This window comes from Bradyrhizobium sp. 41S5, assembly GCF_011516665.3.
GTDB classification, from domain to species: Bacteria; Pseudomonadota; Alphaproteobacteria; order Rhizobiales; family Xanthobacteraceae; genus Bradyrhizobium; species Bradyrhizobium quebecense.
Genome location: NZ_CP083721.1, coordinates 4634444 through 4660368, shown reverse-complemented (window position 1 = coordinate 4660368; position 25925 = coordinate 4634444). Strand labels below are relative to the sequence as shown.

35 protein-coding genes and 31 tRNA genes are annotated in these 25925 nt (G+C 59.8%); 47 read left to right on the top strand and 19 right to left on the bottom strand.

Annotation, left to right across the window (positions count from 1 at the left end; all coding sequences use genetic code 11):
- Positions 1-9: 9 nt before the first annotated feature.
- The 11 genes from HAP47_RS22550 to tnpC all read left to right on the top strand — a co-directional run bounded on the left by HAP47_RS22550 (position 10) and on the right by tnpC (position 6198).
- A complete protein-coding gene (locus HAP47_RS22550; protein WP_173642727.1) occupies positions 10-795 on the top strand; it encodes an NlpC/P60 family protein in 786 nt (261 codons plus the stop codon).
- A gap of 81 nt (positions 796-876) precedes the next feature.
- On the top strand, positions 877-1566 hold the full coding sequence (locus HAP47_RS22545) for a hypothetical protein (protein WP_173642728.1): 690 nt from the start codon (positions 877-879) through the stop codon (positions 1564-1566).
- 9 nt (positions 1567-1575) lie between these two features.
- Positions 1576-1842 (top strand): hypothetical protein, encoded by a 267-nt coding sequence (locus tag HAP47_RS22540; RefSeq protein WP_173642729.1) that lies wholly within the window; start codon positions 1576-1578, stop codon positions 1840-1842.
- Positions 1839-2081 (top strand): hypothetical protein, encoded by a 243-nt coding sequence (locus HAP47_RS22535; RefSeq protein ID WP_173642730.1) that lies wholly within the window; start codon positions 1839-1841, stop codon positions 2079-2081. The genes HAP47_RS22540 and HAP47_RS22535 overlap by 4 nt, the downstream gene beginning before the upstream one ends.
- Positions 2078-2605: a hypothetical protein gene (locus HAP47_RS22530; RefSeq protein WP_231168338.1), complete on the top strand. Its 528-nt coding sequence runs from the start codon at positions 2078-2080 to the stop codon at positions 2603-2605. The genes HAP47_RS22535 and HAP47_RS22530 overlap by 4 nt, the downstream gene beginning before the upstream one ends.
- Complete coding sequence (locus tag HAP47_RS22525; RefSeq protein WP_173642732.1) at positions 2602-2901, top strand: hypothetical protein; 300 nt, start codon at positions 2602-2604, stop codon at positions 2899-2901. The genes HAP47_RS22530 and HAP47_RS22525 overlap by 4 nt, the downstream gene beginning before the upstream one ends.
- Position 2902: 1 nt before the next feature.
- Entirely contained in the window at positions 2903-3292 is a 390-nt protein-coding gene (locus HAP47_RS22520; RefSeq protein ID WP_173642733.1) for a hypothetical protein, read from the top strand.
- A gap of 8 nt (positions 3293-3300) precedes the next feature.
- Entirely contained in the window at positions 3301-3474 is a 174-nt protein-coding gene (locus HAP47_RS22515) for a hypothetical protein (RefSeq protein WP_173642734.1), read from the top strand.
- A 295-nt stretch (positions 3475-3769) separates the two neighbouring features.
- On the top strand, positions 3770-4228 hold the full coding sequence (tnpA, locus tag HAP47_RS22510; RefSeq protein ID WP_166073826.1) for an IS66-like element accessory protein TnpA: 459 nt from the start codon (positions 3770-3772) through the stop codon (positions 4226-4228).
- Positions 4221-4574 carry an IS66 family insertion sequence element accessory protein TnpB gene (gene tnpB / locus HAP47_RS22505; RefSeq protein ID WP_166073804.1) on the top strand — a complete coding sequence of 118 codons (354 nt, stop codon included), beginning with the start codon at positions 4221-4223 and terminating at the stop codon, positions 4572-4574. Before tnpA ends, tnpB begins: the two co-directional genes overlap by 8 nt.
- A 52-nt stretch (positions 4575-4626) precedes the next feature.
- A complete protein-coding gene (tnpC, locus tag HAP47_RS22500; RefSeq protein ID WP_166213725.1) occupies positions 4627-6198 on the top strand; it encodes an IS66 family transposase in 1572 nt (523 codons plus the stop codon).
- Positions 6199-6465: 267 nt separating this feature from the next.
- Here tnpC and HAP47_RS22495 read toward each other — a convergent pair whose 3' ends face one another.
- The 7 genes from HAP47_RS22495 to HAP47_RS22465 all read right to left on the bottom strand — a co-directional run bounded on the left by HAP47_RS22495 (position 6466) and on the right by HAP47_RS22465 (position 10578).
- The gene (locus HAP47_RS22495; RefSeq protein ID WP_173642735.1) at positions 6466-7065 is read right to left on the bottom strand and encodes an ATP-dependent DNA ligase; all 600 of its coding nucleotides are present in this window, start codon (positions 7063-7065) and stop codon (positions 6466-6468) included.
- A gap of 35 nt (positions 7066-7100) precedes the next feature.
- Positions 7101-7622 carry a type II toxin-antitoxin system VapC family toxin gene (locus HAP47_RS22490; protein ID WP_173642736.1) on the bottom strand — a complete coding sequence of 174 codons (522 nt, stop codon included), beginning with the start codon at positions 7620-7622 and terminating at the stop codon, positions 7101-7103.
- The gene (locus tag HAP47_RS22485) at positions 7609-8415 is read right to left on the bottom strand and encodes a hypothetical protein (RefSeq protein ID WP_173642737.1); all 807 of its coding nucleotides are present in this window, start codon (positions 8413-8415) and stop codon (positions 7609-7611) included. Before HAP47_RS22485 ends, HAP47_RS22490 begins: the two co-directional genes overlap by 14 nt.
- Before the next feature lie 32 nt (positions 8416-8447).
- Entirely contained in the window at positions 8448-8795 is a 348-nt protein-coding gene (locus HAP47_RS22480; RefSeq protein ID WP_173642738.1) for a hypothetical protein, read from the bottom strand.
- A 147-nt stretch (positions 8796-8942) separates the two neighbouring features.
- Positions 8943-9152 (bottom strand): hypothetical protein, encoded by a 210-nt coding sequence (locus HAP47_RS22475; protein ID WP_173642739.1) that lies wholly within the window; start codon positions 9150-9152, stop codon positions 8943-8945.
- Positions 9149-9811, bottom strand: a complete 663-nt coding sequence (locus tag HAP47_RS22470; protein ID WP_173642740.1) for an SOS response-associated peptidase — start codon at positions 9809-9811, stop codon at positions 9149-9151. Before HAP47_RS22470 ends, HAP47_RS22475 begins: the two co-directional genes overlap by 4 nt.
- Positions 9811-10578 carry a hypothetical protein gene (locus HAP47_RS22465; protein WP_173642741.1) on the bottom strand — a complete coding sequence of 256 codons (768 nt, stop codon included), beginning with the start codon at positions 10576-10578 and terminating at the stop codon, positions 9811-9813. The genes HAP47_RS22470 and HAP47_RS22465 overlap by 1 nt, the downstream gene beginning before the upstream one ends.
- Positions 10579-10993: 415 nt before the next feature.
- On the opposite strand from HAP47_RS22465, the gene HAP47_RS22460 reads away from it, so the two are divergent.
- The 5 genes from HAP47_RS22460 (at position 10994) to HAP47_RS22440 (ending at position 12290) form a co-directional block, all read left to right on the top strand.
- Positions 10994-11188 (top strand): hypothetical protein, encoded by a 195-nt coding sequence (locus tag HAP47_RS22460; RefSeq protein WP_173642742.1) that lies wholly within the window; start codon positions 10994-10996, stop codon positions 11186-11188.
- 159 nt (positions 11189-11347) lie between these two features.
- Positions 11348-11422: transfer RNA gene (locus HAP47_RS22455), tRNA-Thr, on the top strand.
- Position 11423: 1 nt separating this feature from the next.
- A tRNA-Thr gene (locus tag HAP47_RS22450) sits at positions 11424-11500 on the top strand.
- Between the two features lie 604 nt (positions 11501-12104).
- Positions 12105-12188, top strand: a tRNA-Leu gene (locus tag HAP47_RS22445).
- 22 nt (positions 12189-12210) lie between these two features.
- A tRNA-Ser gene (locus HAP47_RS22440) sits at positions 12211-12290 on the top strand.
- Here HAP47_RS22440 and HAP47_RS22435 read toward each other — a convergent pair.
- On the bottom strand, positions 12291-12494 hold the full coding sequence (locus HAP47_RS22435) for a hypothetical protein (protein WP_173642743.1): 204 nt from the start codon (positions 12492-12494) through the stop codon (positions 12291-12293).
- Positions 12495-12500: 6 nt separating this feature from the next.
- On the opposite strand from HAP47_RS22435, the gene HAP47_RS22430 reads away from it, so the two are divergent.
- The 5 genes from HAP47_RS22430 (at position 12501) to HAP47_RS22410 (ending at position 13105) form a co-directional block, all read left to right on the top strand.
- Positions 12501-12576 (top strand) — tRNA-Val (locus HAP47_RS22430).
- A 4-nt stretch (positions 12577-12580) separates the two neighbouring features.
- Positions 12581-12655, top strand: a tRNA-Val gene (locus HAP47_RS22425).
- Between the two features lie 8 nt (positions 12656-12663).
- Positions 12664-12737: transfer RNA gene (locus HAP47_RS22420), tRNA-Ile, on the top strand.
- Positions 12738-12755: 18 nt separating this feature from the next.
- Positions 12756-12953 (top strand): hypothetical protein, encoded by a 198-nt coding sequence (locus tag HAP47_RS22415; protein ID WP_173642744.1) that lies wholly within the window; start codon positions 12756-12758, stop codon positions 12951-12953.
- Positions 12954-13019: 66 nt separating this feature from the next.
- Positions 13020-13105 (top strand) — tRNA-Lys (locus tag HAP47_RS22410).
- A gap of 675 nt (positions 13106-13780) precedes the next feature.
- Here the strand turns inward: HAP47_RS22410 and HAP47_RS22405 are convergent.
- Positions 13781-14203: a hypothetical protein gene (locus HAP47_RS22405; RefSeq protein WP_173642745.1), complete on the bottom strand. Its 423-nt coding sequence runs from the start codon at positions 14201-14203 to the stop codon at positions 13781-13783.
- A 71-nt stretch (positions 14204-14274) separates the two neighbouring features.
- A complete protein-coding gene (locus HAP47_RS22400; protein WP_173642746.1) occupies positions 14275-15144 on the bottom strand; it encodes an SMODS domain-containing nucleotidyltransferase in 870 nt (289 codons plus the stop codon).
- Between the two features lie 84 nt (positions 15145-15228).
- On the opposite strand from HAP47_RS22400, the gene HAP47_RS22395 reads away from it, so the two are divergent.
- The 11 genes from HAP47_RS22395 to HAP47_RS22345 all read left to right on the top strand — a co-directional run bounded on the left by HAP47_RS22395 (position 15229) and on the right by HAP47_RS22345 (position 17531).
- Positions 15229-15303 (top strand) — tRNA-Asp (locus HAP47_RS22395).
- Between the two features lie 82 nt (positions 15304-15385).
- A tRNA-Met gene (locus tag HAP47_RS22390) sits at positions 15386-15460 on the top strand.
- Between the two features lie 63 nt (positions 15461-15523).
- Positions 15524-16060 (top strand): HNH endonuclease, encoded by a 537-nt coding sequence (locus HAP47_RS22385; RefSeq protein ID WP_173642747.1) that lies wholly within the window; start codon positions 15524-15526, stop codon positions 16058-16060.
- 35 nt (positions 16061-16095) lie between these two features.
- Positions 16096-16173 (top strand) — tRNA-Arg (locus HAP47_RS22380).
- Between the two features lie 86 nt (positions 16174-16259).
- A tRNA-Ser gene (locus tag HAP47_RS22375) sits at positions 16260-16347 on the top strand.
- Positions 16348-16363: 16 nt separating this feature from the next.
- Positions 16364-16834 (top strand): hypothetical protein, encoded by a 471-nt coding sequence (locus tag HAP47_RS22370; RefSeq protein ID WP_173642748.1) that lies wholly within the window; start codon positions 16364-16366, stop codon positions 16832-16834.
- Positions 16835-16943: 109 nt separating this feature from the next.
- Positions 16944-17019 (top strand) — tRNA-Met (locus HAP47_RS22365).
- 119 nt (positions 17020-17138) lie between these two features.
- Positions 17139-17226 (top strand) — tRNA-Tyr (locus HAP47_RS22360).
- 6 nt (positions 17227-17232) lie between these two features.
- Positions 17233-17306: transfer RNA gene (locus tag HAP47_RS22355), tRNA-Gly, on the top strand.
- Between the two features lie 38 nt (positions 17307-17344).
- A tRNA-Phe gene (locus tag HAP47_RS22350) sits at positions 17345-17419 on the top strand.
- Positions 17420-17458: 39 nt separating this feature from the next.
- Positions 17459-17531 (top strand) — tRNA-Ala (locus HAP47_RS22345).
- A gap of 11 nt (positions 17532-17542) precedes the next feature.
- Here the strand turns inward: HAP47_RS22345 and HAP47_RS22340 are convergent.
- Positions 17543-18808: a hypothetical protein gene (locus HAP47_RS22340; protein WP_173642749.1), complete on the bottom strand. Its 1266-nt coding sequence runs from the start codon at positions 18806-18808 to the stop codon at positions 17543-17545.
- Between the two features lie 140 nt (positions 18809-18948).
- Between HAP47_RS22340 and HAP47_RS22335 the strand changes: the two genes are divergently transcribed.
- Positions 18949-19022 (top strand) — tRNA-Asn (locus tag HAP47_RS22335).
- Between the two features lie 4 nt (positions 19023-19026).
- On the opposite strand, the gene HAP47_RS22330 is transcribed toward HAP47_RS22335, so the two are convergent.
- Positions 19027-19374: a hypothetical protein gene (locus HAP47_RS22330; RefSeq protein ID WP_173642750.1), complete on the bottom strand. Its 348-nt coding sequence runs from the start codon at positions 19372-19374 to the stop codon at positions 19027-19029.
- Positions 19375-19412: 38 nt separating this feature from the next.
- Between HAP47_RS22330 and HAP47_RS22325 the strand changes: the two genes are divergently transcribed.
- From HAP47_RS22325 to HAP47_RS22285, 9 genes are all read left to right on the top strand, one after another.
- A tRNA-Glu gene (locus HAP47_RS22325) sits at positions 19413-19487 on the top strand.
- 3 nt (positions 19488-19490) lie between these two features.
- A tRNA-Arg gene (locus HAP47_RS22320) sits at positions 19491-19568 on the top strand.
- Positions 19569-19572: 4 nt separating this feature from the next.
- Positions 19573-19648 (top strand) — tRNA-Pro (locus HAP47_RS22315).
- A 7-nt stretch (positions 19649-19655) separates the two neighbouring features.
- A tRNA-Gln gene (locus tag HAP47_RS22310) sits at positions 19656-19731 on the top strand.
- Positions 19732-19807: transfer RNA gene (locus HAP47_RS22305), tRNA-Cys, on the top strand. It abuts the tRNA gene before it with no gap.
- Positions 19808-19853: 46 nt separating this feature from the next.
- Positions 19854-19929 (top strand) — tRNA-Arg (locus tag HAP47_RS22300).
- A gap of 109 nt (positions 19930-20038) precedes the next feature.
- On the top strand, positions 20039-22510 hold the full coding sequence (locus HAP47_RS22295) for an AAA family ATPase (RefSeq protein WP_173642751.1): 2472 nt from the start codon (positions 20039-20041) through the stop codon (positions 22508-22510).
- Between the two features lie 121 nt (positions 22511-22631).
- Positions 22632-22718 (top strand) — tRNA-Ser (locus tag HAP47_RS22290).
- A gap of 9 nt (positions 22719-22727) precedes the next feature.
- A tRNA-Gly gene (locus HAP47_RS22285) sits at positions 22728-22801 on the top strand.
- Here the strand turns inward: HAP47_RS22285 and HAP47_RS22280 are convergent.
- Positions 22802-23059 carry a hypothetical protein gene (locus tag HAP47_RS22280; RefSeq protein ID WP_173642752.1) on the bottom strand — a complete coding sequence of 86 codons (258 nt, stop codon included), beginning with the start codon at positions 23057-23059 and terminating at the stop codon, positions 22802-22804.
- A gap of 5 nt (positions 23060-23064) precedes the next feature.
- Here HAP47_RS22280 and HAP47_RS22275 point away from each other — a divergent pair.
- From HAP47_RS22275 to HAP47_RS22265, 3 genes are all read left to right on the top strand, one after another.
- A tRNA-Glu gene (locus tag HAP47_RS22275) sits at positions 23065-23139 on the top strand.
- A gap of 5 nt (positions 23140-23144) precedes the next feature.
- Positions 23145-23221: transfer RNA gene (locus tag HAP47_RS22270), tRNA-Gln, on the top strand.
- A gap of 246 nt (positions 23222-23467) precedes the next feature.
- Positions 23468-23543: transfer RNA gene (locus HAP47_RS22265), tRNA-Ile, on the top strand.
- Between the two features lie 6 nt (positions 23544-23549).
- On the opposite strand, the gene HAP47_RS22260 is transcribed toward HAP47_RS22265, so the two are convergent.
- The gene (locus tag HAP47_RS22260) at positions 23550-23915 is read right to left on the bottom strand and encodes a hypothetical protein (RefSeq protein ID WP_173642753.1); all 366 of its coding nucleotides are present in this window, start codon (positions 23913-23915) and stop codon (positions 23550-23552) included.
- Positions 23912-24100: a hypothetical protein gene (locus HAP47_RS22255; protein WP_173642754.1), complete on the bottom strand. Its 189-nt coding sequence runs from the start codon at positions 24098-24100 to the stop codon at positions 23912-23914. Before HAP47_RS22255 ends, HAP47_RS22260 begins: the two co-directional genes overlap by 4 nt.
- A 14-nt stretch (positions 24101-24114) precedes the next feature.
- Between HAP47_RS22255 and HAP47_RS22250 the strand changes: the two genes are divergently transcribed.
- Positions 24115-24189, top strand: a tRNA-His gene (locus HAP47_RS22250).
- 5 nt (positions 24190-24194) lie between these two features.
- Positions 24195-24268, top strand: a tRNA-Trp gene (locus HAP47_RS22245).
- A 123-nt stretch (positions 24269-24391) separates the two neighbouring features.
- Here the strand turns inward: HAP47_RS22245 and HAP47_RS22240 are convergent.
- Genes HAP47_RS22240 through HAP47_RS22225 form a run of 4 tightly spaced genes read right to left on the bottom strand, consistent with a single transcriptional unit; the run spans position 24392 to position 25850 of the window.
- The gene (locus HAP47_RS22240; RefSeq protein WP_173642755.1) at positions 24392-24727 is read right to left on the bottom strand and encodes a hypothetical protein; all 336 of its coding nucleotides are present in this window, start codon (positions 24725-24727) and stop codon (positions 24392-24394) included.
- 14 nt (positions 24728-24741) lie between these two features.
- Positions 24742-25080 (bottom strand): hypothetical protein, encoded by a 339-nt coding sequence (locus HAP47_RS22235; protein ID WP_173642756.1) that lies wholly within the window; start codon positions 25078-25080, stop codon positions 24742-24744.
- Positions 25067-25603 carry an HD domain-containing protein gene (locus HAP47_RS22230; protein ID WP_173642757.1) on the bottom strand — a complete coding sequence of 179 codons (537 nt, stop codon included), beginning with the start codon at positions 25601-25603 and terminating at the stop codon, positions 25067-25069. Before HAP47_RS22230 ends, HAP47_RS22235 begins: the two co-directional genes overlap by 14 nt.
- Entirely contained in the window at positions 25596-25850 is a 255-nt protein-coding gene (locus HAP47_RS22225) for a hypothetical protein (RefSeq protein ID WP_173642758.1), read from the bottom strand. The genes HAP47_RS22230 and HAP47_RS22225 overlap by 8 nt, the downstream gene beginning before the upstream one ends.
- Positions 25851-25925: the final 75 nt, after the last annotated feature.

Sequence of the window (25925 nt, the reverse complement as noted above, 5' to 3'; positions counted from 1 at the left end):
AGAACTGGGATGACGATCGCAGCCCTCGTGGCGGCGAAACCCTTGCGCATGGGCGCATCGGGCGACGCTGTCAAACAGGTCCAACTCGCGCTGAAATCCGTCGGATATGCTCTTACCGGCACGGGTTGGTTTGGTCCGGCGACCGATACGGCGGTCGAGACGTTCCAGAAGCGCGCCGGGCTCTATGTCGATGGCGAGGTCGGGCCGCTCACCGGCGCGGCGCTCGATTTGGCAGTAGCGGGGAGGGCTCCCGTTCCGGCTCCAGCGAAGGAGATCGGCCGACCGCTTTGGCTCGAAGCCGGCATCAAGCTGATCGGAACGAAGGAGGGGACTGGTTCGAAGGACAACCCGGTCATCATTGATTGGGCAAAGGACGAGGGCGGCGACATCGCGGCTGAGTACACCCATGACTCGATCCCATGGTGCGCTCTCTTCGCCAACCACATCCTGACCAAAGTTGGCCTCAAGGGCACCAAGACGCTGTGGGCGCTGGATTTCGCCGGCAACTGGCCGGCCATGAAGCTTGCCGGTCCGGCGGTCGGCGCCTTCGCTCCGATGAAGCGGACCGGCGGTGGACACATCACGGTCGTGGTCGGCAAAGATCAGCATGGTAACGTCATGGGGCTCGGTGGCAACCAGTCGGACGCCGTCAATATCGAGCCCTTCGCGACGTCGCGCCTCAACCAGGGCTTTTGGTGGCCGAAGGATGTGCCGTCGCCGCCGGCCAGCCAGATCGGCTTCAATCATCTTCCGGTCGTTCGCAGTGACGGCCGCGTGTCCACGAATGAGGCCTGACGGATCTCGCTGATCCGTTTGAGGTCGCATAGCCCGCCGCGCGACGGACCTCGCGCATTTCCACATCCAAAAAGGTGAAAAATGAACCGCATCTACAGCGCGGCTTTTGCCGCGCCGCTTTTGCTTGCGCCGAGCCTGGCGCTGGCAGGCTCCAAGTCGCCCTTCGCTGCCGTGGGGCAAGCCTTCGATCCGACCGGCACCCTGATCGTCGTGCTGCTCGGCTTGGTGCTGGCCGCCATCGTCCTGCCGCGGAGTGTGCGGCCGTTCGCGCTCGTATTTGCTGTGCTTGTCGGCGCATCCCTTGCGATCGACGTTGCCTTCGCGGCCGATGCCACGGCTCCCGAGACCGTCGCTCAGGCAACCAGCGACACCACCAAGGTGACGTGGGCATATGGAGCCGCGATCTCGCAGTGGGCCAGCGCCATCGGAACGCTGATCCTCGCCTTCGTGACCTGGCTGCTCCGGAAGCTCCCCGCGCAGATCTACGCCGTCATCGTCTCCATGCGCGCCGATCAGCTCATCTCGAAGGGGATCGACTACGCCATCAACATGGTGAAGGACGCCACGAAGGATAAGGCACTGACCGTCGACGTGCATAACCAGGTGCTGGCACAGGCTCTGCAGTACGTCCTTGACCACTCGCCGGATTGGTTGACCTCCTGGATGGGTGGCCCGGACGCCATCGCTGAGAAGATCATCGCCCGCCTGAACCTTGCGCCGGATGCCGTCCCGAACGTCACCGCCGCGGTCTCGAGCGTCTCCAAAACGTAAGGGGGCTTCATGTTCAGCGGGGCAACGTTAGCCGCCGTCCTGACCGCTCTGCAGCCGCTCCTGGAGGCGTTCTTCAGCGCCTTCGGGAGCTCGCTGAACGACTTCTTGGCGCGGCAGCGGGCCGACCAAAACGCCAAGGATCTCGGCGCGGCTCAGGCCACCGTCCAACAGCAGAATGCCACGATTGATGCGCAACAGGCCGAGCTCGAGGCGCGAACGAACGCCCCTAAGTCTGTCGACGACGCCATCAAGCGGCTCGAGGAGGGCTCAGCTTGACCTTCACCTGCACCGGCTGGGCCTTCATCGCGGTCCAGCTTACTTGCATCATGCCAGATCAGGCGCCCGCGGTTGTTTGTCCGCCGGTTCGGGCCTGGTCCCAGGACTTCCAGAAGCAGGTTGCCGCCGAAATGAGAGCGGCGCCGAATAGCGCGCTCGCCGCGGTCGCCGTGCAGGCGATCGGTGACCGCGACGTCGCCCGCGCCTGCGCTCGGCACAAGAATGCGGGGAAGCGATGATGGGCGCCGCCGGCACGCCGGAGATCGTGACCCAAACGCTCGCCGGCATGGGCTTTGCCGGCGCCGTCATTACCGTGCTTCTGAGCACGATCGCAGCGCTCGTCACTGGCCTCGTCGTCCTCTTCCGGATCAACAACCGGCTACACGCGGAGCGGAAGACGGAGCTCGCCACATTCAGCAAGTTGGTCGAGGCCAACAATGCGGCGCTGACCAAGGTCGCGGAAGCGACCGAGGAGCGAAACCGCGTCACGGAAGCGCTCGCCGAAGCCATCAAGGTGCAGGCCACAGCGTTCGAGATGGTGAACCAGCGCATAGAATTCTACCACGGCAACAACATCGAGAAGTTGAAGGACCTGATCAGCGCATTTGCCGCTCACGCTGAAGCCGTCCGAGTGCTCACCGGCTCCGTGACGGTCTCGAGGGATAGCAGCGCAGCGGCGGCGGCCGCGGCCAATGAATTGAAGGTGAAGATAGATAGTATCGCGTCAAAAATTGATGGGGCCCTTTTGCGGAGGCCGCGATGAGCCTCTACCGGAAAATGTTGCGCCAGATTTACATCATTCGACACCACTTCATTCGGCCGTTCGATGACGAGGAAATCGAAAAGGCATCAGTCGAAAATGCATTGCATGACCACAACGCCACAATGCGCCGCCTCGATACCGCCGATCGAGAGATCAGCCAGGCGCAGGGTAGGCTTCGTGAAGCAGTAAGCCTTTCGCGTTCGTCGAGCGAGTCCGCGCACACATCGCCCCGGCACGACGAAATTGCGCAACTCGTTCATGACATGCGGTCGTTCGGACATAGGCAAGGGAATTGAAATGCTAAAGTTTCTGGAGGGAGCTAACGGTACGCTGGCGTTTCTGCTTATCTTTGCCTGCTTCATGTTCGGCGTCTACATGGTCCGCGAGATCGTGGAGAACGGCGTCAAGCGCGTCCGCCTTCAGGCCGCGATATCGTTGCTGGTCACCTTTGCGCCCGAGGCCGCTTCCCGGATCTGGATCTGGTATTGGCGCCACCTCGACAACAGCGGCATGGATGCCGATTCCATGCTGCACAGCCCGGTGCTGCTGGTCACCGCCCTTGTCCAGATCCTCGGCGTGGCCTGCGTCATTCGGGTCTTCGCACCCGACCGCTGGGGCAGGAGGGTCTGGATATTCACCACCATCGTAGCGGCCGCGATCGCCGTCACGCTTTCCCACATCCCATAGGCGGCAACATGGACCGAATCGTCACAATCGCCGCCGGGGCCGGCGTCGTCGCGGTGCTTGCTGGGTTCGTGATGGTGAATATCGCGAAGTCGGTCGATGAGACCAATATGGGGTTCGGAGTTGCCTTCACCGGCCTGTTGGTGGTGGCGATGTGCTTTATCCTCGCATCCATTTCATCATGAGGAAAACTGATCCGGTGCATGCCCGCGCCGTGATGGATCCGTCGTTGCCCTCCAAGTTGCGACGGTGACCAAGGAGTGTCGCGAAGCTATCCGCGGCATCCCGGACTACGACCCGAACCTCAACTTTGCCCGGCTGTCCCGAGAGGGATGGCCGAGCTTTTTTGCGTTTCTGGACGCTCTCCGTATCAGTCCGGATATGATAGGCGACCGGCCGTAAGCGCGAATTTCTCCGCACCTTTTGCTTTTGAGAGTCCTGATGCATGAGGTGTCCACCAAAATAGGTGGACACCTTGTGATGAGCGACGATGATCAGAAACTGCGGGTCAGGCTTGTCGGCCGGAACGGTCGCCGGCGCTACGAGGCGGCATCGAAAGAGCGTCTTGTCGCGGCCTGCCTTGAGCCTGGGGTTTCGGTATCGAGGCTTGCACTCGAACATGGGGTCAACGCGAACCTCCTTCGGAAGTGGATCAAGAAGCACAGCGCGACCAGGTCGCTGCCGCCGTCCTCACGCCCGGCGTTCATCCCGGTTCAGCTTGAGGGGAAGTCCGAGCGGGACCTGTCGCGAAAAGACAGCGTGGCGACGGTTGATTTGCCGGCTTACGATGAAGTGCGTGGTTCGGAACCCAAAGGGACTCCAGCTTTTTGTTCTCCGGCCAAAGTGAGCGTGTCGCTGCCGAATGGCGTGAAGCTCGCGCTGGAATGCGGCGATGTGGATGCATTGACGGCGATCATCGGAGCGCTGGGCGATGTTTAGACTGGGCGATGACCTGCAGGTCTATCTGCACCGTGAGCCGATCGACTTCCGGGCTGGCATCAACAGCCTTGCGGTCCTGGTCCAGGAGACGATGGCGCTCGATCCATTCACTCCGGCGGTTTTTGCGTTCTGCAATCGCCGTTGCGACCGGATGAAGCTTCTGTTCTTCGATCGGTCCGGCTTTGTACTGGTCCTGAAGCGGCTGACCGAAGACAGGTTCCGATGGCCGCGCCGCCAGGAGGCGATCGTCACGCTGACGACGGAGCAATTGCACTGGATCCTTGACGGCATCGATATCGATGCGATGGTCCGCCATCCGGTGCGGCAATATCAGGTTGCCGGCTGAGCTCTCGAGTTGAGCGGTTGACGCGTCGGTACGGTTCAGATTCAAGAATTCGATGAATCGAACCGGCGATCCGAGTGTTGAAGTGCTGTTGGCACGCATTGCTGCGCTGCAGGCGGAGAACCATCAACTCGCCGACCGCGTCGCCAAGCTCGAGGAAGAACTGGCGCTGGCACGCCTGCATCGTTTTGCGCCGCGCAGCGAAAAGCATGTTGATCGTCTCTTCAATGAAGCCGAGCAGGCCTCCGATGAGGAGGACGCCGGCAGTGAAACGAACAATATCGCCGAACTTCCGGACACGGGCTTGCCACCCGTCGAAAACACAATGGGAAAGAAGCGCGGCCGCAAGCCGCTGCCGGGGAACCTACCTCGTGAGCGCGTCGAGTATGACCTGTCCGACGATCAGAAGGCGTGTCCTTGCTGCCGTGGCCAGATGCATCGCATGGGCGAGGCTGTCACCGAGCAACTTCATATCGAGGTGAAGGCGAAGGTTTTACAGAATGTGCGCTTCAAATATGCGTGCCGCCATTGCGATCGCACCGGGATCCACGCCCCTGTCGTGACCGCGCCGATGCCGCCGCAACCATTGCCGGGCAGCGTTGCCACGCCCTCGACGCTGGCGTTCGCGCTGGTTCACAAATATGTCGATGGCACGCCGCTCTACCGCCTGGCGCAGGCCTTCGAACGTGCAGGTGTTCCTGTCAGCCGCGGCGCTTTGGGCCACTGGGTGATTGGCTCGAGCGAGAAGCATCTGCATCGCATCTACGACGCCCTGAAGCTGCGGCTCAGATCACAACCTCTCATCCATGGCGACGAGACAACGGTTCAGGTCCTCAAGGAGAAGGACAAACGGGCCACCAGCACATCGTACATGTGGGCTTATCGCAGCGGCAAGGGCAGCCACGAGCCGATCGTTCTTCTGGATTATCAGCCGGGCCGCGGCCAAATCCACCCGCAAGCCTTCCTCGGCGATTACCGTGGCATTGTAATGAGTGACGGCTATACCGCATGGCGCACGCTGGAAGGGGCCACCCACATTGGATGCATGGCCCACTCCCGGCGGCGCTTTGTCGATGCCCTCAAAGCCAGGAAGAAGGGCGGCGGTCCGCCCGAGCAAGCGCTGCGGTTCTTTGAACAGCTCTACCGGGTTGAAAGGCGGGCGTGGGACGGAATACCGGAGAAGGGTGAAACACAGGCCTACTGCATTCGCCGCTTCCGCCAGCAACATAGTGTCCCCATCCTCAATGCTCTCAAAGTATGGCTCGATGACATGGCCCCGAAGGTCTTGCCTGACAGCAAGCTCGGCGACGCCGTATCCTACACCCGAAACCAATGGGAATATCTGACGCGCTACACCGGGGACGGCAGCATGCCGATTGACAACAATCTTCTGGAGCGCGACATCAGGGTTTTTGCAACTGGCAGGAAGAGTTGGTTGTTCAGCGATACCGTGGACGGAGCCAAGGCCAGTGCCGTCGTCTATAGCCTGATGCTGACCTGCCGCGCCTCACGTGTCGAGCCGTTAGCGTGGTTGCGCCACGTCCTCACCGAATTGCCTCAGCGCGCCGGCGACGCCGATATTACAGACCTGCTGCCCTTCAACTTCCACAAAGCCGCCACTGCCTGAACGGCTCGGTATCGCCCGATACCAGGGCAATCCATCAAAACCGCCGGCGTGCGAAGAAAATCGCGCTTACGACCGGCCGGAACTATGTCTGGTTGCATGAGCGATGTCGCGATTTCCGCTAAGCCCAGATCACTGTTTCCGACCGCAATGATTTTGCTGGTTGGCATCAGCCTGCTCGCGCTCGCCTACGAGGTCGGCGCTCTCATCGCGCAATAGCCAGCGCTCCGCGCTCTAGTGCCCTGATGGCCGCCGGCCGAGCGCGCCGCCCTAACCGAACTGATCCATGACACGGCGGTACGCGGGGTGCGCCCGGTTCTTCACCTTCACCCAGTCGCAGGTCCGGGGCCGGTAGCCGCGGCGGATGTGCTTGGACACGATACCTTCCAGTTCCATGCCGCAGGCGGCCTTGTAGAGCTCCGGACCGATCTCACCGCGCTCGAATGGCGCCACGAAGATGCCCTCGGGCCGCCGGGCAAGGATCTTGGCCAGCGTGGATTTCCGCTCATCCAGTTCCAGGGGGCGCAGGTCGTCGCCGTCGAGAGCGATGATGTCGAAGGCGTACAGCTGGGCGTCGTCGTTGTATTTGCCGGAGTGTAGCCAGTCGAATTGCGAGATGCCGCGGACGTCGAGCACGCAGATCTCTCCATCGATCACGAACTGGCGCTCCTTCATCCTCCGCGCCGCCTCGGCGATCATCGGGAAGCGCCAGGTCCAGTCGAGGCCGCCCTTAGAGAGCACCTTCACGACATCGCCGTCGCGGATCACGCGCCCGCGGTAGCCGTCGTACTTGACCTCGTGGATCCAATCGGGGCCGGACGGTACTACTTCTTTGGGAACCGGCCTGCAGAACTCGAACTGTTTGGACATGGCCGGGATCTATGCACCGCCCGCCAAAATGCGAGTCATCGCGGATCAAGCGCCGGCTTCCGCAGATCGAGCTGAGGATGCCGAGCCTGCGGCTTGCATATTACGAGCCGATGTCCTGCCACGTCCCCCGATAGCGGCAACAGGCCGAGCGATTTTCCCGTTTTGCCGCCGTCGAAGGTGTGAAACTCGGTCGCCCGGTACAGGATGGCGGTAGCCAAATGGATCGCATCCGGCACCGCAAGCATTTTCCCGGAGGGCCGCCGGGTTGCGTAATAGTCACGCAGGTCATGGGCCATCGCCGCGACCTTCGTGTCCATGCTGATCCTGGACACTCGTTTCATCATCCCGTCGATCAGTCGCTTCATTCCAGCAGGAAGTCGGCTCTCAAGAACTTCGGTAGTGGTCAGCACGGACGTGATGATCTTAACCTCACGCCGCTTGAAGCGCTCGACGACTTCCCTGACGCCATCCATTTCGCCAGTCGGGCGCTCTTCGTCTTTGATCCAGGCCAGGAAGAGGCACGAATCCCAATAATACACTGGATCAGTACCAGCCATCACGAAGCTCCCGGATGAACTCCTCGCTGGTCATCTCCCCGGTTGCACCAGGAACCATCCCACGCAGGTCGTCCCAATTCGGCAGTTCGCTTTCAGGCGGAAATGCCTCGATATGCGACACCTGCACCTGATGGGGAAAGGATGCTCCACTTCGATAATGGAGCGTGCCGGAGACCTCGACCTTGCGTCCGATCGCCGAGACGGCCTCATCGTAGAGGCGAGCTGGGAAGTGGCAGGTAACCTTCCTTGGGCCCACGTCGGGGTAGATGTTAAACACGTTGGCCCCATGGTGGAGATTGATCTGTTCGAGCATCCCCTCAATCGTGCCCTCGCACTCCTCATCGACTGCCAGCGCAGCCTCAATTTTTGACGTCACGTTTGGAGTGAAGTCGAAGCGATGCTTGTTGAAAAGAAGGGTGACGTTCGCGACGGACTTCCCAACAGGCCGCGCCAAGCCGCGGATGTCCTCAAGCAGGTCGGCGTCGAACCCGGCTAGGTCTTCGCCGCTTTGAAGCGCGAGCGTGACGTGTTCGAGGCTTTCGATGATCGCGTGGCCGACATAGGGATGCTTTGGAAGCGACTGCGGCTCCAAGACCACCCGCACGGGGCTATTATAGGAAAGCTCAGCGATACGGTAGTAGGTCGCCGGCTTCCCCTCGTTTGCATCACGATCGAGTTTAGAGATGGTCGCACTCAGATTTTGGAGCTGAGACATGAACGCACCCAGGCGCACCTGCCCATCATCTTGGGGGAGGCCCTCAATGATCAGTGTAATACGGTCGTCGTCGGCCATGCTCAGCACCTTAGAGCGGGTAGGCTAAAACACTAGCTCACGCACAAGGGCAGCGCCAGCTGCACGCCGATCTTCCGTCCGATGTGGCTTTCGATGAAGTCCTTCAGGGCGTCTGAGATCTCCCGGCCCTCTGCCCCGACCCGCCGCTCCAGTTCGCGGGCGACATCCTCGGAAGCGTCTCTGGACCAGCCCTCCGCCGGATTGAACCCGACGACCCGCAGCGCCTGGTCGTACTGTCCCGAGAGGAGGTTGTTGATGAGCGTGGAGTAGTCGACTCCCTCATCGGTCTCCCGGAACGCGGCGCCGCTCGGGAAGTCCTCCAGGACGAGGTAGAAATCCTTATCGAGCCGGTCGTTCGGAACAATCGAGGGCGACGCCATACGCTGGAACTCCACTGACCCGGCCATAAAATAGGCGATGGATCGCTAGAAGGCGAATCCGCCTCGGTCACGGTTAAGTTAGGTCCGCCAACCACAAAACGTCCCCTCTGGCGGGCAGGTCGAGCGGCTGCCGGACGTTCTTGGGCATCAATGCCGCCAGCCCTTCTTGTCGATGACCGGTTTGAATCCCTTCGGCAGACGCGGTGTCTCGCGCTCGCCGATTTGATTGCATTTCGGGCAAGGCGCGCCGGCGCCGCGGCATTCGCAGGCGCGATCGCCGAACGCCGGACGACCCGGATGGTTCTCGCAGACCCATCCGGTATCGTCGCAGGCGGGACATGCCAGGGCTTTGGTCATGCGGCCGCTCGGTCTTCCTTGGAGACGCCCCGCGCCACAACCTTGAGCAACTCGTCAGACAGCGGACGCTGGAGTACCTTGGCTTCGTCCCACGGCGCGCGCATCCAGACGTCTCGTTCCTCGTCCGTCGTCAGGATGACAGGCATGGCCTTGGGGTGGATCGGCGCCACCACCGCATTGGGCTCTGTCGTCAGGAAACCATAGACCAGGTGCGGGCCCGGTACAGGTTTGGCCTTGGTGCCGCGGTCGCCGGAGAACTCGGTCCAGATCCCAGCGAAGGCGGTCAGAGGCCGATCGTCATCGAGCGCGAACCAGACGACGTCCTTCTTGCCGGTTTCGGGATTGGGCTCTGGCGCGTATTCCGAGAAGCTGTTGAACGGCACCAGACAGCGGTTTTCCGGCTTGAGCCAGCGCTTCCGATGCGGCGACTTCACGTTTCGAATGTTCGTTACCGGCGGGCCGCCATATTGCGGCGGTGAGGGCATGCCCCATCGCATCAACGTCATTTCGCGGCCTCCTGCGCCGTCGCGGATGACCGGTGCCGGATAATCTGGGAAAACGCTCGGCATCGCCGGCAAATTGCCGATGTAACGGTTGATGACCCGGAATAGGCTCGCGATCGCCGCTTGGTTGGTCGTGATCGAATACAGGTTGCACATCAGGCAGCGCTTTCATTCTCAAATGGCTCAATCTGCCTGCCGGCCTCGGTGATCCGCGTGAAGGTGCCACCTTCGTGCATCGGTTCGAGCCACCCGTGATCTTTGGCGTATTTCATGCCCGCGGTGTATTGCGCCGGCGTTCCCTTGTCCTGGTCAATGAAGGGACGGTTGAGCACCTCGACATAGATCCGGCCCTCTTGGATCGGCTTGAATTCCTGAGCGTATTTCAGCAGCCGGCGAGCCGCCTTTTCAGGGTCCGACCAGGGCAGATCTGCCTTCATCTTTTTCATCGTGCGATTCCATCGCGCTTCTGCGCGGCCGTGATGTGAGGAACGTGGGTGAGGTTGTCGGCGAGGACGTGGCTGTCGAATTCGACACCGCAGGGGCACCGCATCCGCGAGCACGGAATTTGAGAAGGCAACTTTTCGCCCCGCGCCCATTGCATATTTTCGTTCGGTCCAGTCGCGCTGATCGCGCCATTCCTTCAAATTGGCCTCGGTAAGGACAGCAGCCAGATCGCGCCATGCGGACTCGAAGCGAACTCGAGCTTCCTCGAAGTCGACCGCGCTGCCGTCGCGCTCGCTGTGCTGTGGAGCTCCTGGATAGAACCCGCATGACCACGCCCATTGATCGGATTCGTGCGGGACGCCGGCCCGGGCGGCTATCCATCCGATACAGACGTCGGTGTAGTAAACGTGCCAGCCAATGCGCTCTTCCATCGGTCGACGCGTCAGCGCGGAGGACTCCGGAGAAATTTTTTCGGTCATGATGCCGCAGTGAATGCGGCGTGCTCCGCGAGAGTCAAATCGTCCATATGTTGAGGGAGTTACCCGAGACGCCATACTGCCCGTGGCGGCGCCGAACGGATGCCTCGCTCAGCGATTGTGGGAAGCAGGGGACTTGACGGATTCGCGAAGTTCTGCGCATACCGCTGCCCCATCGAACCGCCGGCAAATGATTTGCAGGCTCTGAGGACCAAAGCTGTGTTGCGATCACGCTCACATATCGTCGCGAAAGCCGCCGCCGCGCTGCCGTTTATTCGGCCGTGCGATTGGTCGCGCATGTCCGTGACGAAGCAAGGTCCAAGCTATCTACGCCCCGAAAATCTCGGGACATCCAGGATAGCAAGAGCGTAACCGGCGGCGGGAATCCACCCTCCGCCACATCAGGCGGAGAGGGCAGATGGCCCGCACCAACACCACCACAGGACTCGAGAACCGCGCCCAGCAGAGGATTTTCTCCTCTCCGGTAGCGCTCGCCTTCGTGCGGACCGTTGTGGTTCGCCGCGGCGTGACCGAGGCCCAGGCTCGCAAGATCTACCTCGATTACCTCAACCGAGCGCAGCCGCACCGCCGCGGCGCGCGCACGGCTGCATGACGTGAATTTCGACTACGGGATGGTCGCCCCCGCAAGGACATAAGGCGATCTCGCTGACCGGTACCGGTCTCTTTCAGTGGAGCGGCAAACGGTGGTTTCAGGCAGCGATAGGTTTTCTATTGGCCGGGCTCGTCCCGGCCGTTTGTGAATTTCTCTCTCGCCGGCGTGGCGCAGCGGTAGCGCAGCGCACTCGTAACGCGAAGGTCGCCAGTTCAAATCTGGCCGCCGGCACCACGCCCGCATAGCTCAGCGGTAGCAGCGCTCGCATTGTAGGCGAGAGGTCGCAGGTTCGATCCCATGCTGCGGGCACCAACGATCCGGGCTTGTTCTGATCAGCCAAGAGGTGCTAGTTTTCGTCACGCCGATGGCTGCAACCCACCGGCGTGACGCCTCAGTTGTCAAAGCCAGTTCGTTTAGAACACGTACTGGCAGGCCGTGATCCAGGTAAGCACGATGACGAGGACCAAGACGGCATTGCCGGTTCTACCGGCGATGCCGATCGTGACTCGCACTTCTTCGGCGCGCATTTTTTTCTCCTTTCTCCTGCCAAAAAACCACCAATGGCTTGGCTCGTGTTGTCTAGCACGGGGGAAGCTACGAGGCACGCGCTTCCAAGGGCGTAAATCACACCGGGATGCGCATAGCACGAAGGCGTGACTGCGCGAGCGGCGCCCCCGTAAAGTCGGCGCCATGGCGGGCCAAACGAGTCATTCCTGCGTGAAAACGGGATGTTGTCGATGCCTACACGAACGCCGATGCGCATTGATCGCTGGGCTTGCATCATAGCGGGTGGACATAATGTTGGGATTCTTGCCGGTATAGAGCGGCGGCGTCACCCAGGCGTCGACGTTTGTCGGTGCCGTGACGCTCGCGGCAGGTGCAAACGCCAGAAGCCTACGGTGGCACCACCATCATTGCGGATGTGGCGGAATTTGGTAGACGCGCCGGTCTCAGGAACCGGTTCTTCGGAGTGTGGGTTCGATCCCCTCCGTCCGCACCAGCTATTTCAATTTGAAACAACTGCCCCGGTGGCGGAACATGGTAGATGCCGCTGCCTCGAAAGCAGTTTCTGTTGCCGGTTCGGGCCCGGCCTGGGGCACCATCAATGCTGCGCCGGTCCGGCAAGCGTTGGGCGCGCACCGAGACGATAGAACGTTAGGGATGCAGGTTGCCAAGTGTTCGGATCCAAAGCGTTGCGGAGCGCCTGCTGAGCGCCGTGAAGCGCAGCGCGGTCTTCCTCGGCCAAACGATCGTCCATGAGAATGGCCTCAATCTCGAGGAGCTCGGCCGCGATCCGGTCTTGCATGTCTTCGCTCCCGTCGCCAAGCGGTTAAGGCATCGGTTTTACACACCGACATGCGCTCGTTCGATCCGAGCCGGGAGCACCAATTCGCGTCCGTAGCTCAGTGGTAGAGCGCGATCTCGACATGGTCGATGCCGGTGGTTCAATTCCATCCGGACGCACCAACTTCAACGCTCTTGTAGCACAGTGGCAGTGCGACCGCTCGATAAGCGGTTGACGCAGGTTCGATTCCTGACTGGAGCACCAACAACGAGGACGCCGATCATGGTTGTTCTGACGACGCTGATGCAGCGCATGCCGCCGGCGATCCTGCCGCCGGGTGTGCACGTCCTGTCGGCCGAGAGCCAGGCCGCGCTCGCGCGCGCCAAGGCGGAGGGCGACGCCATCGCAGCGCGCCACGCGAAACCGGAGCGGCTCGCCGCCGCAACCATCGGGAAGATGGATCCGGAGCGTTATACCTGACTGGAGATGGAGCGGCCTTTTAACCCGTGCGCAAGTGGTTCGAAACCACCCGGATCCTCCATCAACGGACCTGTGCCCCCAGCGGCTAAGGGAGCGGATTCTTAGTCCGTCGGCGCAAGCCATCGTCGGTTCGAGTCCGACCAGGTCCTCCAATTCGGCGGTGGATGACTGCCAACTACCTTACCGATCCACCGCTCGACCGCGGGTAGACTCCCGGCATGAAATACACGAGGGAAGTATTGGCGGCAGCAGCCGCAGATAGCCTGTCGACCGCCGATGTTTTGCGCCGACTTGATTTGAGGCTCGCGGGTGGAACGTATACCCACATTGGCAGCCTGCTAAAGCGATTTGAGATCGACACGTCGCACTTTTTAGGCAAGACGCGAAACCGGGGGCCAAATCGCAAAGGAGGGACTGCTAAGCGACCATGGCAGCAAATTCTTGTTCGGCGCCCGACGGGTTCTCAACGAGTCGAGGCCTTCGTTCTTCGGCGAGCGTTGATCGAGTCCGGTCGCCCATACGTTTGCGCAGAATGCGAGATCCCACCAATCTGGCGCGAGAAGGAATTGAGGCTCGAGGTTGAGCACTGCGACGGTGATTTTTGCAACAACGAGGCGGAAAACCTGAAATTCTTGTGCCCGAACTGCCACCAAGTATTCGGGTGGCGGAAATGTCCGGTCTTGCGAGGTGTGACCAGCACCGCGGAATATGAACGCGCCGCTCGAAAACGGCGTCGACAAAGAGCGCTTGTGGCGGAACAGGTAGACGCATCAGTCTGAGAGGCTGACGGGAAACCATGCCGATTCGATTCCGGCCGGCCGCACCATCTACTCGTCTTCAAAAGTATAATGGCCTTTTTCGATCTTGGCTTTGGCTTTCTCGAAGTATGACTCAGGTGCAGTATAGGCTTCAGCGTTTGCCGCCTGGAGCCGGTCTCTGGCCGCTCTGTATTCATCTTCGAACCAAGCAATCTCCTTGCTTGGCCCTATGCGACCTAGATCCTTGAAGATGATCTCGAGATTTTTGTACTCCCCTGCGAGCCGGGTAGCGGTAGGTATGTGCTCATCGAGCTTGAGTGCGGTATAAACGGCAGGGATTAGACCTGCCGCGAGTGCTAGTATCGCCGTCGCCACGCGGAAACGATTGTCGGTGCTAATGAGATCCCAGCCGGCTATGGCGCCAAAAACGATCGGCGTGATAACAAAGGCGATACGTAGCTTCCTTAGAGTTCGCACCCAGATAAACAGCATGGTCGATGTGTAGAGGCACCGTTCCCACTGTTGCTTGCACTGTGCGCGTAGAGCTTCTGCCGGTGTTTCTATCAAATCGGAATGTCCGTTCCAAAGATGCGCTGCCACTCAGTGCCAGCTAGCGAAGGATATTTTTCTTCGTCGTTCGTTGCTTCGACGGCATTTGAATAGGCAGTCTCTGCTCTTGATTTCCATGCGCTGCCAAGCGCCATAATTTCGTAGGTGCCAGGAGCATACAAATAACCGTCGGCACAGTTGATCAGGTAAGCGAAAAAGTCACGACACATCCAATCGTAGTAGGTTTTGCTCTTTCCGGCATACGACCATTGCTTAAGGAAATCGATGGCGAGCAACTCCAAATAAAATGATTTGAGCGGGACGTTGCAGTTTGCCTGCCACGCCTTGAGCATCCTGACCAGATCTCGAGTATTGTTGTTGGTTGCGGTGTTCGAACTGGAAACAGCGGCTGCCTCGGCGTCAGGATCGACGGTTTTGTAGAAACCACCAGCACTGGTATAGGGCACCCCGTACTGGCCGCTCTGCAGTTCGAAAGCAGGTAAGAGCTCTATTGCGTAAGTGCCGAAGGGAACCTTCACGACGGGGCCGTCGCCCCGAATGTCGGTCTTTTGGAACGAGCCCAGCAATGCGTTCTTGATCTCCTGCAACAATTGGGATTGCTTGTTTCCGGTGCGCTGCTCGAAGCGTTGATACACCTCATTTGACAGCTTGAAGAGAACATCCACGTCGCGCGGCGGGCGCGTGCGAGTGCCTTTCCCCCAGGACCCAACATAGATGCTGTTCGCGGTGTCTGAGGTTGAATTGTAGTACTTGCCGTTCAGCACTTTGCACACGCTACCGCGCTTGGTAGCGCCGTCGAGCTTCTGCGCATCCGTAAGACTTATGTTGGTAAGAAACTGATCGAAGCGATCGTGAACTGACATGAAAACCGTGGACAGGATGAAAAACGGCGCGCGAACCTTACCCGTTCAGAAGCTTGGTTGCAAAGCAGCAAATCAGCAATCTCTGCCCATGTCCCCATCTGGCGAAGGGACCGGACTGTCGATCCGGGAGGGCGAGTTCGATCCTCGCCATGGGCGCCATAACGGAGTGTAGCTCAGCCCGGCCAGAGCACCGCGTTCGGGACACGGGGGCCGCAGGTTCAAGTCACACTCCGACCAATTCGGGCGCATAGCTCAGCGGTAGAGCCGGCCGGTCATAACGGCTTGGTCGTCAGTTCGAATCCGGCTGCGCCTACCACGACAAAAGATCCGAATTTCTTCTTGGAAACGAGAAACCGCAACGCAATCAATGGAGGTCGCTATGTTCGCCGCAAATCCGGCGCTGGTGTTGAACGCCGACTTCCAGCCGCTGTCCTATTTCCCGCTGTCGCTGTTCGGTTGGGAAATCGCAGTCAAGGCCGTCGTGAAAGGATCTCACGTCGTGGTCGCGGAATACGACCAGGTCATCCGCAGCCCGTCGACCGAGATGCGGCTGCCGTCGGTGATCGCGCTGCGCGACTATGTTCGGCCCCCGACGCGGGTCGCCTTCACGCGGTTCAACGTCTTCCTCCGCGATCGCTTTCGTTGCCAGTATTGCGGCGAGCAGCACCTGCGGGGCGAGCTGACGTTCGACCATGTCGTGCCTCGCGCGGATGGGGGCGAGACGTCCTGGACGAACATCGTCGCGGCGTGCAGCCCCTGCAACACGCGGAAGGACCGCTTCCACCTGAAGCCGTTGCGGGCGCCGTTCGAGCCGTCGCAGCACGATCTGATGGCTGCTCAGCGGCTGTTCCCGCCGAACTTCATGCACGAGACCTGGCAGGACTTCCTGTACTGGGACGTCGAGCTCGAGAAGTAATTGCCGGCGGCGGCAAGCCTGCCGCCGGTTCGTTTTTCCCCTTAGCTCAGTGGAGTGAGAGCGCGGCCGTCCGAAGGCCGAGGCCGCTGGTTCGAGTCCAGCAGGGGAAGCCAGATGTCCGAAAAGCGTCGAGACCGCCACTGCCGGTGGACTTGAAGGAGCCGACGCCTGCCGCGCCAGCGGATAGGACTGCGTGATTGGTTGGGTGGCCGAGTGGTTTAAGGCAGCAGTCTTGAAAACTGAAGTGCCGCAAGGCACCGTGGGTTCGAATCCTACCCCAACCGCCAACTTCAGAGATTGCCAATGAAGCGCTGGCTATGCACATTGATGTTCGTCGCGCTCGTAGCCGTCTTTGTTTGCGGGACCTCATCGGCACAGACGCCATTCGACTTGGCTGAGGAACGTATCGTCGATTGCGCAGCCCATTCCAATCTGCATCCGCCGTACGGTGGTGACAACGATGTGATGCAGGTTTGCAGTCGCGAGATCGAGGCCTACCAGCGAGCTTGCGTGGCGCGCGTCGGTGCGGTGCAGGACGCTGAAATAGATTGCGGTATGGCCGGCGCTGCTTCGGCGCAAAGGATGCAGAACCGCGATCCCGTCGACGTGCAATTCGTCAACTGTCTTAGGGGCAAGGGCAGGGGAATAGAGGCACTGAGCGTATGTCGCGTGGAGAGACGCGCGTTTGAAGCGAACTGCCAAAAGCGGAAGGACGTCAGCCAATGCCAAAAAGACGCCGAATTTCTAGCGGGTCTCGGCCTTCGTGAAAGATAATCCTGACTCAGTTACGCCACGAACTGAATTTAGTCGTGGGACTAACGATCGCGCCTGGCCGGATGTACGCCGGCGCCGCCCAGGGAGTTTGTAGCCCGGGCACGATCATTGCGGGGTGGAGCAGCGGCAGCTCGTCTGGCTCATAACCAGAAGGTCGGGGGTTCGAGTCCCTTCCACCGCAACCAATTCTGCTGCCGGGTGTCGCGCCCGCGCGCTAGGCCCGCAACCTCGGATTAAGTTCGGAGGCACTGGGAAGGGACAGTCGGCATCGGCATCGGCTTCGGCCCGGCAGCAGATCCATTGCGCGCAGACACTGTGGCACGTGGCGAGCCCAACGCGCTGTAAACGCGCCGGTTAAACCTGTGGCGGTTCGACTCCGTCTCTGCGCACCAATTCAAGCGGGTAAATGATTACGGTAGTCGGTCGGTGTGCCACACCGGCAGCCCGGGTTCGACTCCCGGTGCCCGCACCAAATCGGCGGTTTGCGAAATTGCGCAAACTCGCAACTTCGCCCGGATAGCTCAGCGGTAGAGCGGCACGTTGAAGGCGTGCGCGTCAGTGGTTCGATTCCATTTCCGGGCACCAAATCCTCCGAGGTACGTCAGTGTACCTCAACGTACATTCGGGGCACGCGCTGGGTCCGCGGGCATGCTTTGCAAGCAAGCTGAGCTCGGTTCGATTCCGAGGTGCTCCACCATGATAGCCCATTTAGGCGATAGACTTCAGATGAGTCGATGATCGTAGGAAGAACAAAAAGTACGGTTCGATGATATCGAGCACGTCCTCGTCCCATTCGATAACCGTCGCTTCTTGGACAAGCTTTGCGAGCTTGTCCATCTGCTCTAAGGCTTGGCTGACGCTCGAGCCGGATGGACGATCCTCGAGGCAAACCGCAGCGGTGCGCTTGAGTAGGTCGTCGTATTTGAACGCAAGCTGCGGCGGATCGGCTTTCATTGCGAGCAAAACGCAGCGGTAGACGTCGCCCTTACTGCCATCGTTAAATAGATACACTTTTCGATCCATGCCGCGCTGTCTCGGGCCAGAATGAAGTTGAGATAACATGGAGGAGAAGTTGGTGAGGGTCGATGTGCGCTCAAACACCTGCTGCATCGTCACGAAATCGGGATCAATCCTGACCTGGTCTGGCAGCGCGTCCCTTATAGCGTTCTCGAAACAAAAATTCAGACAGATTGCTTGCATGAGCTGCGGTGAGCCAAAGGCTTCGGCAACGAGTTGCCTCACTACATTCGGTGAGAGATCAACGTTCAACTCGCGGAAGCCCAAGTACGCAATCTGCGAAAGTTCGTCATCACTCCAATAGCCACTGTCGATGCCCGTTACACGCCCCCTAAGTTCAGGGTTGCTCCTGACCACGTCATCTCGGCGATGGGGGACGGACGCCGTGCATATACGGATGCCGGCCTCAGCTGCCGCTTTGATTTGCCTTCCAATTTCCTCCTGCACCTCTTTTGGGATGTAGTGAAAGTCATCCACGAAGACCACAAAGCTGCTGTGCGCAATCTCCTTAATCACCTGCTGCAAGCCGTCGCTCTTGTAGTTGCGAGTGACGTCAGCCGTTCTATCGTGGCCCACGGACGCCTTTCCGCCGGCCTTTGCTTCCGCCAGAAATGGAACGCCTGCTTTGCCTTCGGCTACAGCCTCAACGCCAAACTTCGTTGTGGAACCAACTTTTTCAGACTTGGAGTGCGGTGCGTCCATCCATTGCAATACGTTCGACCAAAGCTCGTCTGCACTGCGGATGGTTGAGCCGGTCAGTGGGATTAGATTGTCTGGTTCGATGATCTTGCTTACCAGCACGGTCTTTCCCGATTTGGACGGCCCCGATATCGAGACAATCATTTTAGGGACTTCAAATGCTTCCCTGAGCCGGTCCTCCAGCTTGTGCACCGGTCGTTGGACGTAGGTGAACGTCGGTACATCGTTCGGAGTGAAGACCTCTGTTGGCTTGGCCATGGCTATTTTCCTGGGGCGATCATCGTGTCGCCGACGACCCTGCCGGCGGGACACTGATCACGCGCGAAGGCATCCAACCATAGGGTGTGGGTCAGGGTCCATCATCCTTATTGATCGGTGGAAAACCTCCGCCGCAGCCTTTCCCGATCCGCTAACGGTAAGCGGCCCGACTGTTAATCGGTCCATCCAGGTTCGAGTCCTGGTCGGGGAGCCAAACTTTAGTTTGGAAGAGGAAGAGCGATATCCGGAAATTTCCTACTGACGATCTCGCAAAGTCTGAGGAAGTGATCCCGGTGCAGCTTTCTGCCGATGGGCTCGTTGCCCTTAAAAAGTGCCGCCGTGCCGAGATGAAGCTTCAGGCCGATGTGGCGATCTCGGCCGCCGACGCAATGGGCATGAGGTCGTGAGGGGAAGGGGTCAACGTCGTACTTGTGAACGCGCCATACCTCTCCGCCGACACGGTAATCCTTCTGCATGAGTTCTCGACCCAGACCATCAACGATCCGGATGTCGCCGAGGTCGACGCAGATATAGTCGTCAGCTTCATCAACAATTTCGTCCGACATGCGGGGCCTCCTACAGGCGCGCGAATGTATGGCCGAATGCTGCCATCGTCTAGCGGCCAGGATGACCGCCTCTCGAGCGGTCGACACGGGTTCGAGTCCCGTTGGCAGCGCCAATTCGACCCGTAGCTCAGTGGAGAAAGAGCGTCCTGCTACGAACGGGAAGGGCGGGGGTTCGAGTCCCTCCGGGTCGTCCATCATCAGGGCGTAGGGTAGCGGCTAACCCGCCGGTTTTGGGTACCGGATCCCGTCGGTTCGAGTCCGACCGCCTTGACCACCATCATCGCCTCTTAGCTCAGATGGAAGAGCACCGCGCTCTGAACGCGGAGGTCCGCGGTTCGAGGCCGCGAGAGGCAGCCATGGTGCGGTGGCGAAATGGGAACGCTGCGGTCTGCAAAACCGCCACGAGCCGGTTCGATCCCGGCCCGCACATCCATAGAAAAAGCGCCAACGCCGAAGATTATTTTTCAGATCTGTTGCAAGCGCTCGTGGGCCAACTGGACGGCCAGCGGAATTCTACTCCGCCGCATGCGGGTTCGAGTCCTGCCGAGCGCGCCAGCTAACCATCCGGGAGAACGACCTGTGATCAGTCTCGATCTCAGGCTGTTTTTCGACTAAAAGATCGCCTTTATCGCAGGCTCCTGTTCGAGCCGACTGGGGCGACCCCATGACGTATTCGATTGACGCAGCATTCGAGCGGCTGAATGCCCTCGAACCGGAGCTTCGAGATGGGCTGAAAGCCGGGCAAAACGAGGCCGATACCCGCCTAAAAGTGCTGGATCGCGTCCTATTCGAGGTCCTGGATTGGAAGCACGCCCCTGTGTTGGTGGAGCCGCACACCGAATCGGGCTTCATCGACTACCTGCTGACCATTGGCGAGCGTCGAGGCGTCATGGTCATTGAAGCAAAGCGCGTAGGGCTGCTTGCGCCTGCAACGGTATCGAAGGAGCTAATGACGGTGGCTCTAAATGGCCAGGTGGTTAAGCCGCTGATGGCCGGCATTAAGCAGGCCATGAATTATGCGTTGGAAAACGGCGTAGCCACAGGCGTGGTTACCGATGGAAACACTTGGTTGTTCTTTAAGGCCTCTCGGACTGACGGCAAGAAACCGCTGGAAGGCAAGGGCCTGCTCTTCCCGAGCCTCGAAACGGTCTTTGCCAACTTCGCGAAGTTCGCCGAAATGCTCGGACCCATACCGATTGTCGAGCGGCGGCATCTCGCGCACCTCAACGAGGCGGAGGGCCTGACGGTCACTGACGCGGAGCAGCAGTACTTCGTACTAAATCCGACGGATGCCCAGATGCGCAAGCGGGACCCATTGGCGCAGGACGCAGCGCTGTTGTTCTCGCAATTCTTCTCGAGGCTGTCCGATGAGCAAGACCGCGAGATGCTACGGGATTGCTTCGTCGAAACCAACGAAAGCCGGAAAGCCGATATCGAGTTAGAAAAAATCATTCAGCGTGTGCTGAATACTATCGCGCCCATCTCGACTAGCGGGGGCGGTGCGTTGCAGGCCGAGCTAGAACAGACCATCGCTTCAAAACGGTCGGAAACTGTCCTGCTAATTGGCAACAAGGGTGCGGGCAAATCGACTTTCATCGACCGCTTTTTCGAACAGGTGTTACCGCGGGCGACCCGCGAGAAATGCGTTCTCGCGCGTGTCGATCTGCAAGACTATCACGGAGATCCCAAGGGCATCGTGAGTTGGATCATTCTGCAACTCCGCGAGAGGCTGGAAGCGGAAGTGTTCACCAGCAACCCGCCGACCTATGACGAACTGCAGGGCATGAACTTCCAGGAGTATCAACGCTGGATGGTCGGCTCTCGCAAACATCTCTACGAAACCAACAAGATCGAGTTCAAGAACCAGTTCGGCATCCACCTTGAGGATCGCCGTGAAAGAAATCCTGACGAATGGGTGCGCAAGCTCTTGGATTGGGCGTCGCGCGGTCACAACAAGCTGCCTTGCCTGGTATTCGATAATACCGATCAGTTCCCGACTGACGTACAAGATGCCGTCTATCAGATGGCGCATTCTCTTGAAGGCGCGGCACCGGTGTTCAACGTAGTACCGATCACCGACCGCACGGTGTGGCGGCTGTCGAAGGCGGGAGCGTTGGCAAGTTATTCTGCCAAAAGTTTTTACCTGCCAGTACCCGATGCCAAGGAAATCATCTCTCGCCGCGTCGACTTCCTGAAAATCAAAGTCAAGGCCGAACCGAAAGCGGCAAAGGCCTATTTCTCGAACAAGGGATTCCAAGTCGAGGTCAACGACCTGGCAATGCTCGCTGAAGCTGTGGGCAAGGTATTTGTCGAGAACGACTACGTGTCGGGGCTCATCGGCCGCCTCGGTAACTTCGACATCCGGCGTATGCTCAAGCTGGCGGAGAGGATCTTCCTGTCGCCTGAATTGAAGATTGATGACATCATCAAGTCAAAATTCGGCGGCCCAAGCGTCACCACTGACCAATACCGGACTCACCGCGCCCTTATCAAAGGTGAATATGACCGGTTCAGCGAGACCGAGAACGAGTTCATCTCGAACTTATTCTACACCAATCCACAGAAGCCGGAATCGCCGCTGTTGGCTTTCTATCTGCTCTGGCTATTGCGACAGCGCCTCAATTCCGTCCGTGACGAGAGCGTTGAAAGCAAACACTGGCTAGTCTCTGAGCTGTGCCAACTTTTCGAGGGATGCGGCGTTGCCGAAGAACTGGTGATGCAGACCGTCGCCCGGCTCTATGACCGGAGACTTGTGGAAGCCCTCGATCCGAACCTCAAGGTGATTGGCCTCGCGGACAAGATAGCCATCAAGGAGTGCGGTCTAGCTCATCTTGAAATGGCCATGCTATCGGAAGTGTTCACGGAGCAGATGGGCTTGGTGACCGGGGTGAACGAGCTATTTGCTCGGGATGAAATGCGCAAGCAGATGCAAGATCATCACATGCGTGAGGTCCGAGAGACCTTCATCCGTTACTTGCTTAAGATCGACGCTGGCCGCATGAAGATTCCGGGCCTTCCAGCCTATTCTCAAATGGGTAAGGCGCGGGCGCAGATCGAGAGCCTGCTTCCTCGTGGCCCGCGCATAGCTAAGAACGGACCAGCGAAGAAGGCGCTGTCCAAGCGCACGACCTTGTGATTACCGAGCTGATCGTACTCGATACCCCGACTCCGCGAGTTCGTTGAATGCATAATCGTCGGGCGCTGTCCGGTCCAGCGGCACCAACGACCATGCAGGATTTCGATGATCGTTTCCTATTGGAGAGATGGCCGAGCGGCAAGGCACCTCACTGCTAACGAGGCGTGACCTTCGGGTCTGGCGAGTTCGACTCTCGCTCTCTCCGCCACAACAACGCGCGGGCTTGGGCCATAGGCTGGTCACCTGGTTTCCACCCAGGCTAAGTCGGTTCGAGTCCGGCAGCCCGCACCATCACTTTTTCTGCCCGGACGCTGCTGCCTCCCGGATGGCGCCGACGACAAATTGATAACCTTCGATCGTGACATCAGCAGCATCAGGCAGTTGCTCAAGGCCGGCGAGGCCGAACTGCCATGCGACTTCAGCTTCCGCAAGAAGCTCAGGATGCGATCTCACGACCGATTGAGCAAACATCAGCAATGCGTGGATTTGGCCTGTCGTAAATAGCACCGAGTGCGTCATCCGCTCCGGCGGCATCAATCTCTCAACCATTCATGGCTCCCTTCGTCTACCGGTCAGGATATCACCCTTTCAAGGTGAGGAAACGGGTTCGACTCCCGTAGGGAGCACCATTCACGGGCGCGTAGCCAAGCTGGCAAAGGCATCGGATTTTGATTCCGACATCCGCAGGTTCGATCCCTGCCGCGCCTGCCATCACCTGACGTCCTCAATCCGTTCGTGCCGCGTACGTACCGACCAGGAATGCATGCACCGGCCGCACCTCGCAGCGAAATGGACTCGGTTCGGATCTCCGCGGTCGGTTCGTTTGCCGTCCCGGTCATATGTGGGTCCGTGCCAGCCCATGCAGGTCTCTTCACCTCGCCGGATTTGAACCTCGCAGTCGCGACGAGGGCACGGGCTTGTTACCGCCTTGGCTATTTCAGCCTCAATTATCGACATCGCTCGGCCTCCGTTGGGTAAGGTGCTGTCTCTCATAAGGACGGACTGGCGGGTTCAAGCCCCGCACGAGCGACCAATTGCCTTAAGTCGACGACGGTTCGCCGGAACGTGGCCGTTTCCTCCACCAGTCCGCAGGCTTGATGAGCCCGTCCGGCGTTACGGTCAAGCCGAGCCTAATCAGGTGAAGGCGGCTGTCCGATGCTTCTTCGCTCATGACCAACTCGACCGCGCCGGGCTCGAGCCCAGGATCCTCGACAATCCTGATGCCCATAAAGTTCGGCGCCGGCACGGAGCTTCCAACCATGTGAGCGTCTCGGAAAACGCGCGCCATATCGCTGGTGGAAGCGAGAATGAGCTTGGGGATGTCCGGGTGGGTGCGTCTCGTCAAACGGGTGAGGGCGTAGAGACCATCGCTGTTCAGATCAACTCGCAATGAAGTCGTGTTCATGGCAACACCGTCTCCCTGGTCTCAATTTCGGCGACGACATAGTTCGAGTTGCGCCGGCCGAACGTGTCGACGGTCTGCAACCTTACGTGCAGGCCCTCGGCGCCGGTGTCGTCGAGCGCGCTGTTGAGCGCCGTCACGGCGTCCATCACCTTCCGCGATGCCGCTTTCTGTGCCGGTGTTGCCATCTCAATCTTCCTTTGCCGCTTTCGTTCAATGGTAGGACGCTGGGTTGTGGACCCGGTAACGAGAGGTTCGATTCCTCCAAGCGGTGCCAATTTTGGGAGTGTCGTCTAGTGGTAAGGCACCGGCTTCCAACACCGGTTACGTGGGTTCGATTCCTACCGCTCCTGCCAATCTCATAGTCCTGGGCCCGGCCGCGGTGCCGGCGCCTTTCGGCTCAGCGCGGCTTTCTTCTCCAGCCATGCCCGCCGCTCCTCGATCTCCCGCTTGAGCGCGGCGAATTCGTCGGGGTGGTTCTAGATCAGCGTCGCGATCGCGGCGAGTTCGTCGCGTAGTCGCTGACCGTGGTCGGTCCTGGTGCGGTAGCCGAGCCCGCATTCCCAGGCTATTTCGCGCTCGAGGGCGCGTCTCGGATCATCCCCCCAATCTCCCCATCGAGCCGCGGTATCGGCGCAGGTCATGCAGGTCACCATCGCGCAGCGGCGTTGCCCGAGCTCTTTCCTGCGCGCGAAGTATTCGTCCCGTGTCAGCGTCCTGACCTTCGCCGCATCGTATCCGCATTCGGTGATGGCACCTTCATCGCCGCGCCACGGTAATCGCGGGCGTAGAATGTGGTCGACTGGGTCTTTCATGGCATCCTCACGCGTCAGAACGAGATTTCGTCGTCTGTCAAAATGGATAGGGAATTGCGCGGCCAGACCCGCTCGAGTAGCCGGAAGATCGGCCATCGGACCGGCAGAGTCAGCTTGCGCCAGAACTCTCGTCTGCGCCGGCGACGTTCTTCTCGTTCGCATTCCTCTTGATAGTTGGCCTGGCGATCTAGTTCGGCATCAATCTCCTCGGCCGACAGATGCCAGGATTTCGAGCAATATTCGCACTGGGCTCGACCGGTACAGACGTCAATCTCGTAATGCTCGTGCTCGCAGTCGCGTTCTGAATCGTAGGCGTCGTCATAGCCGTAATCGTAATCTTCATCGTACGGCATTGGTCGCCTCCAACTGCCGCTCGGCCTCGATCAGCGACGCCCATGCCTGTTCGAGCAGCGGCGCCGGCGCCCGGGTCAAAACCTCGAGGATGGCGCGCTTTTCCGGCAGGTACTTCTTCGCGAAGCCGGGATTGTGTTTAACGATCGTCGCGGTGTTGCTGATAAGGTCGGCACACTTGACGCCTTGAGCCTCCGGTGACGCCGCCGCAAGACGCTGGCGATCGATCTCTTTCCGCATCTCGCGGTTGAGGGCAGCCGTCGGCGGCATGTCGGTGAGAGAACTGACGATGGCCGCAGTCCGTTGACCGAAGAGCAGGACGAGTTCGCTCTCCAAGACATTCTGGTCCTCAATGACGTCGTGCAACCATGCCGCGGCGATCGCCGCTTCGGACAGGCCCGCGCGCTCCGCGATCCCGGCGACTTCCTCTAGGTGCACGAAGTACGGTTCGCGGGTGTAATTGCGCAGCTGCTCCGCGTGTTTCTCCCGCGCGAATTCGCGAGCGCTATCGATTAGGTCAGTCATTGTTCCTCCGAGGCAATTCCTTCATGACGCCGCTAGGCGCCAATTCGCGAACCAGAGATCTCGCGGCCTCATCGATCTCTAATTCCCCCATATCCATCATGGCATTCCGCCAGCCGTGCCAGTACGAGCGCCCGCGGTTCGGGCCAGGCTCCGGATCGCCGCGCTCGGCCGACATATAGCCCTCGCGGATCTGCCCCTGGTCGAGCGTCTCGAGGTCGGCGACGGTGCTGACAGGCGCGAACTTCACGGCGTCGTGCCCGGAACGATCCAGACGCAGTCGGACGGGCCTAGCCGGTCCGGCTCGAACCGAAACGCCTCGCGA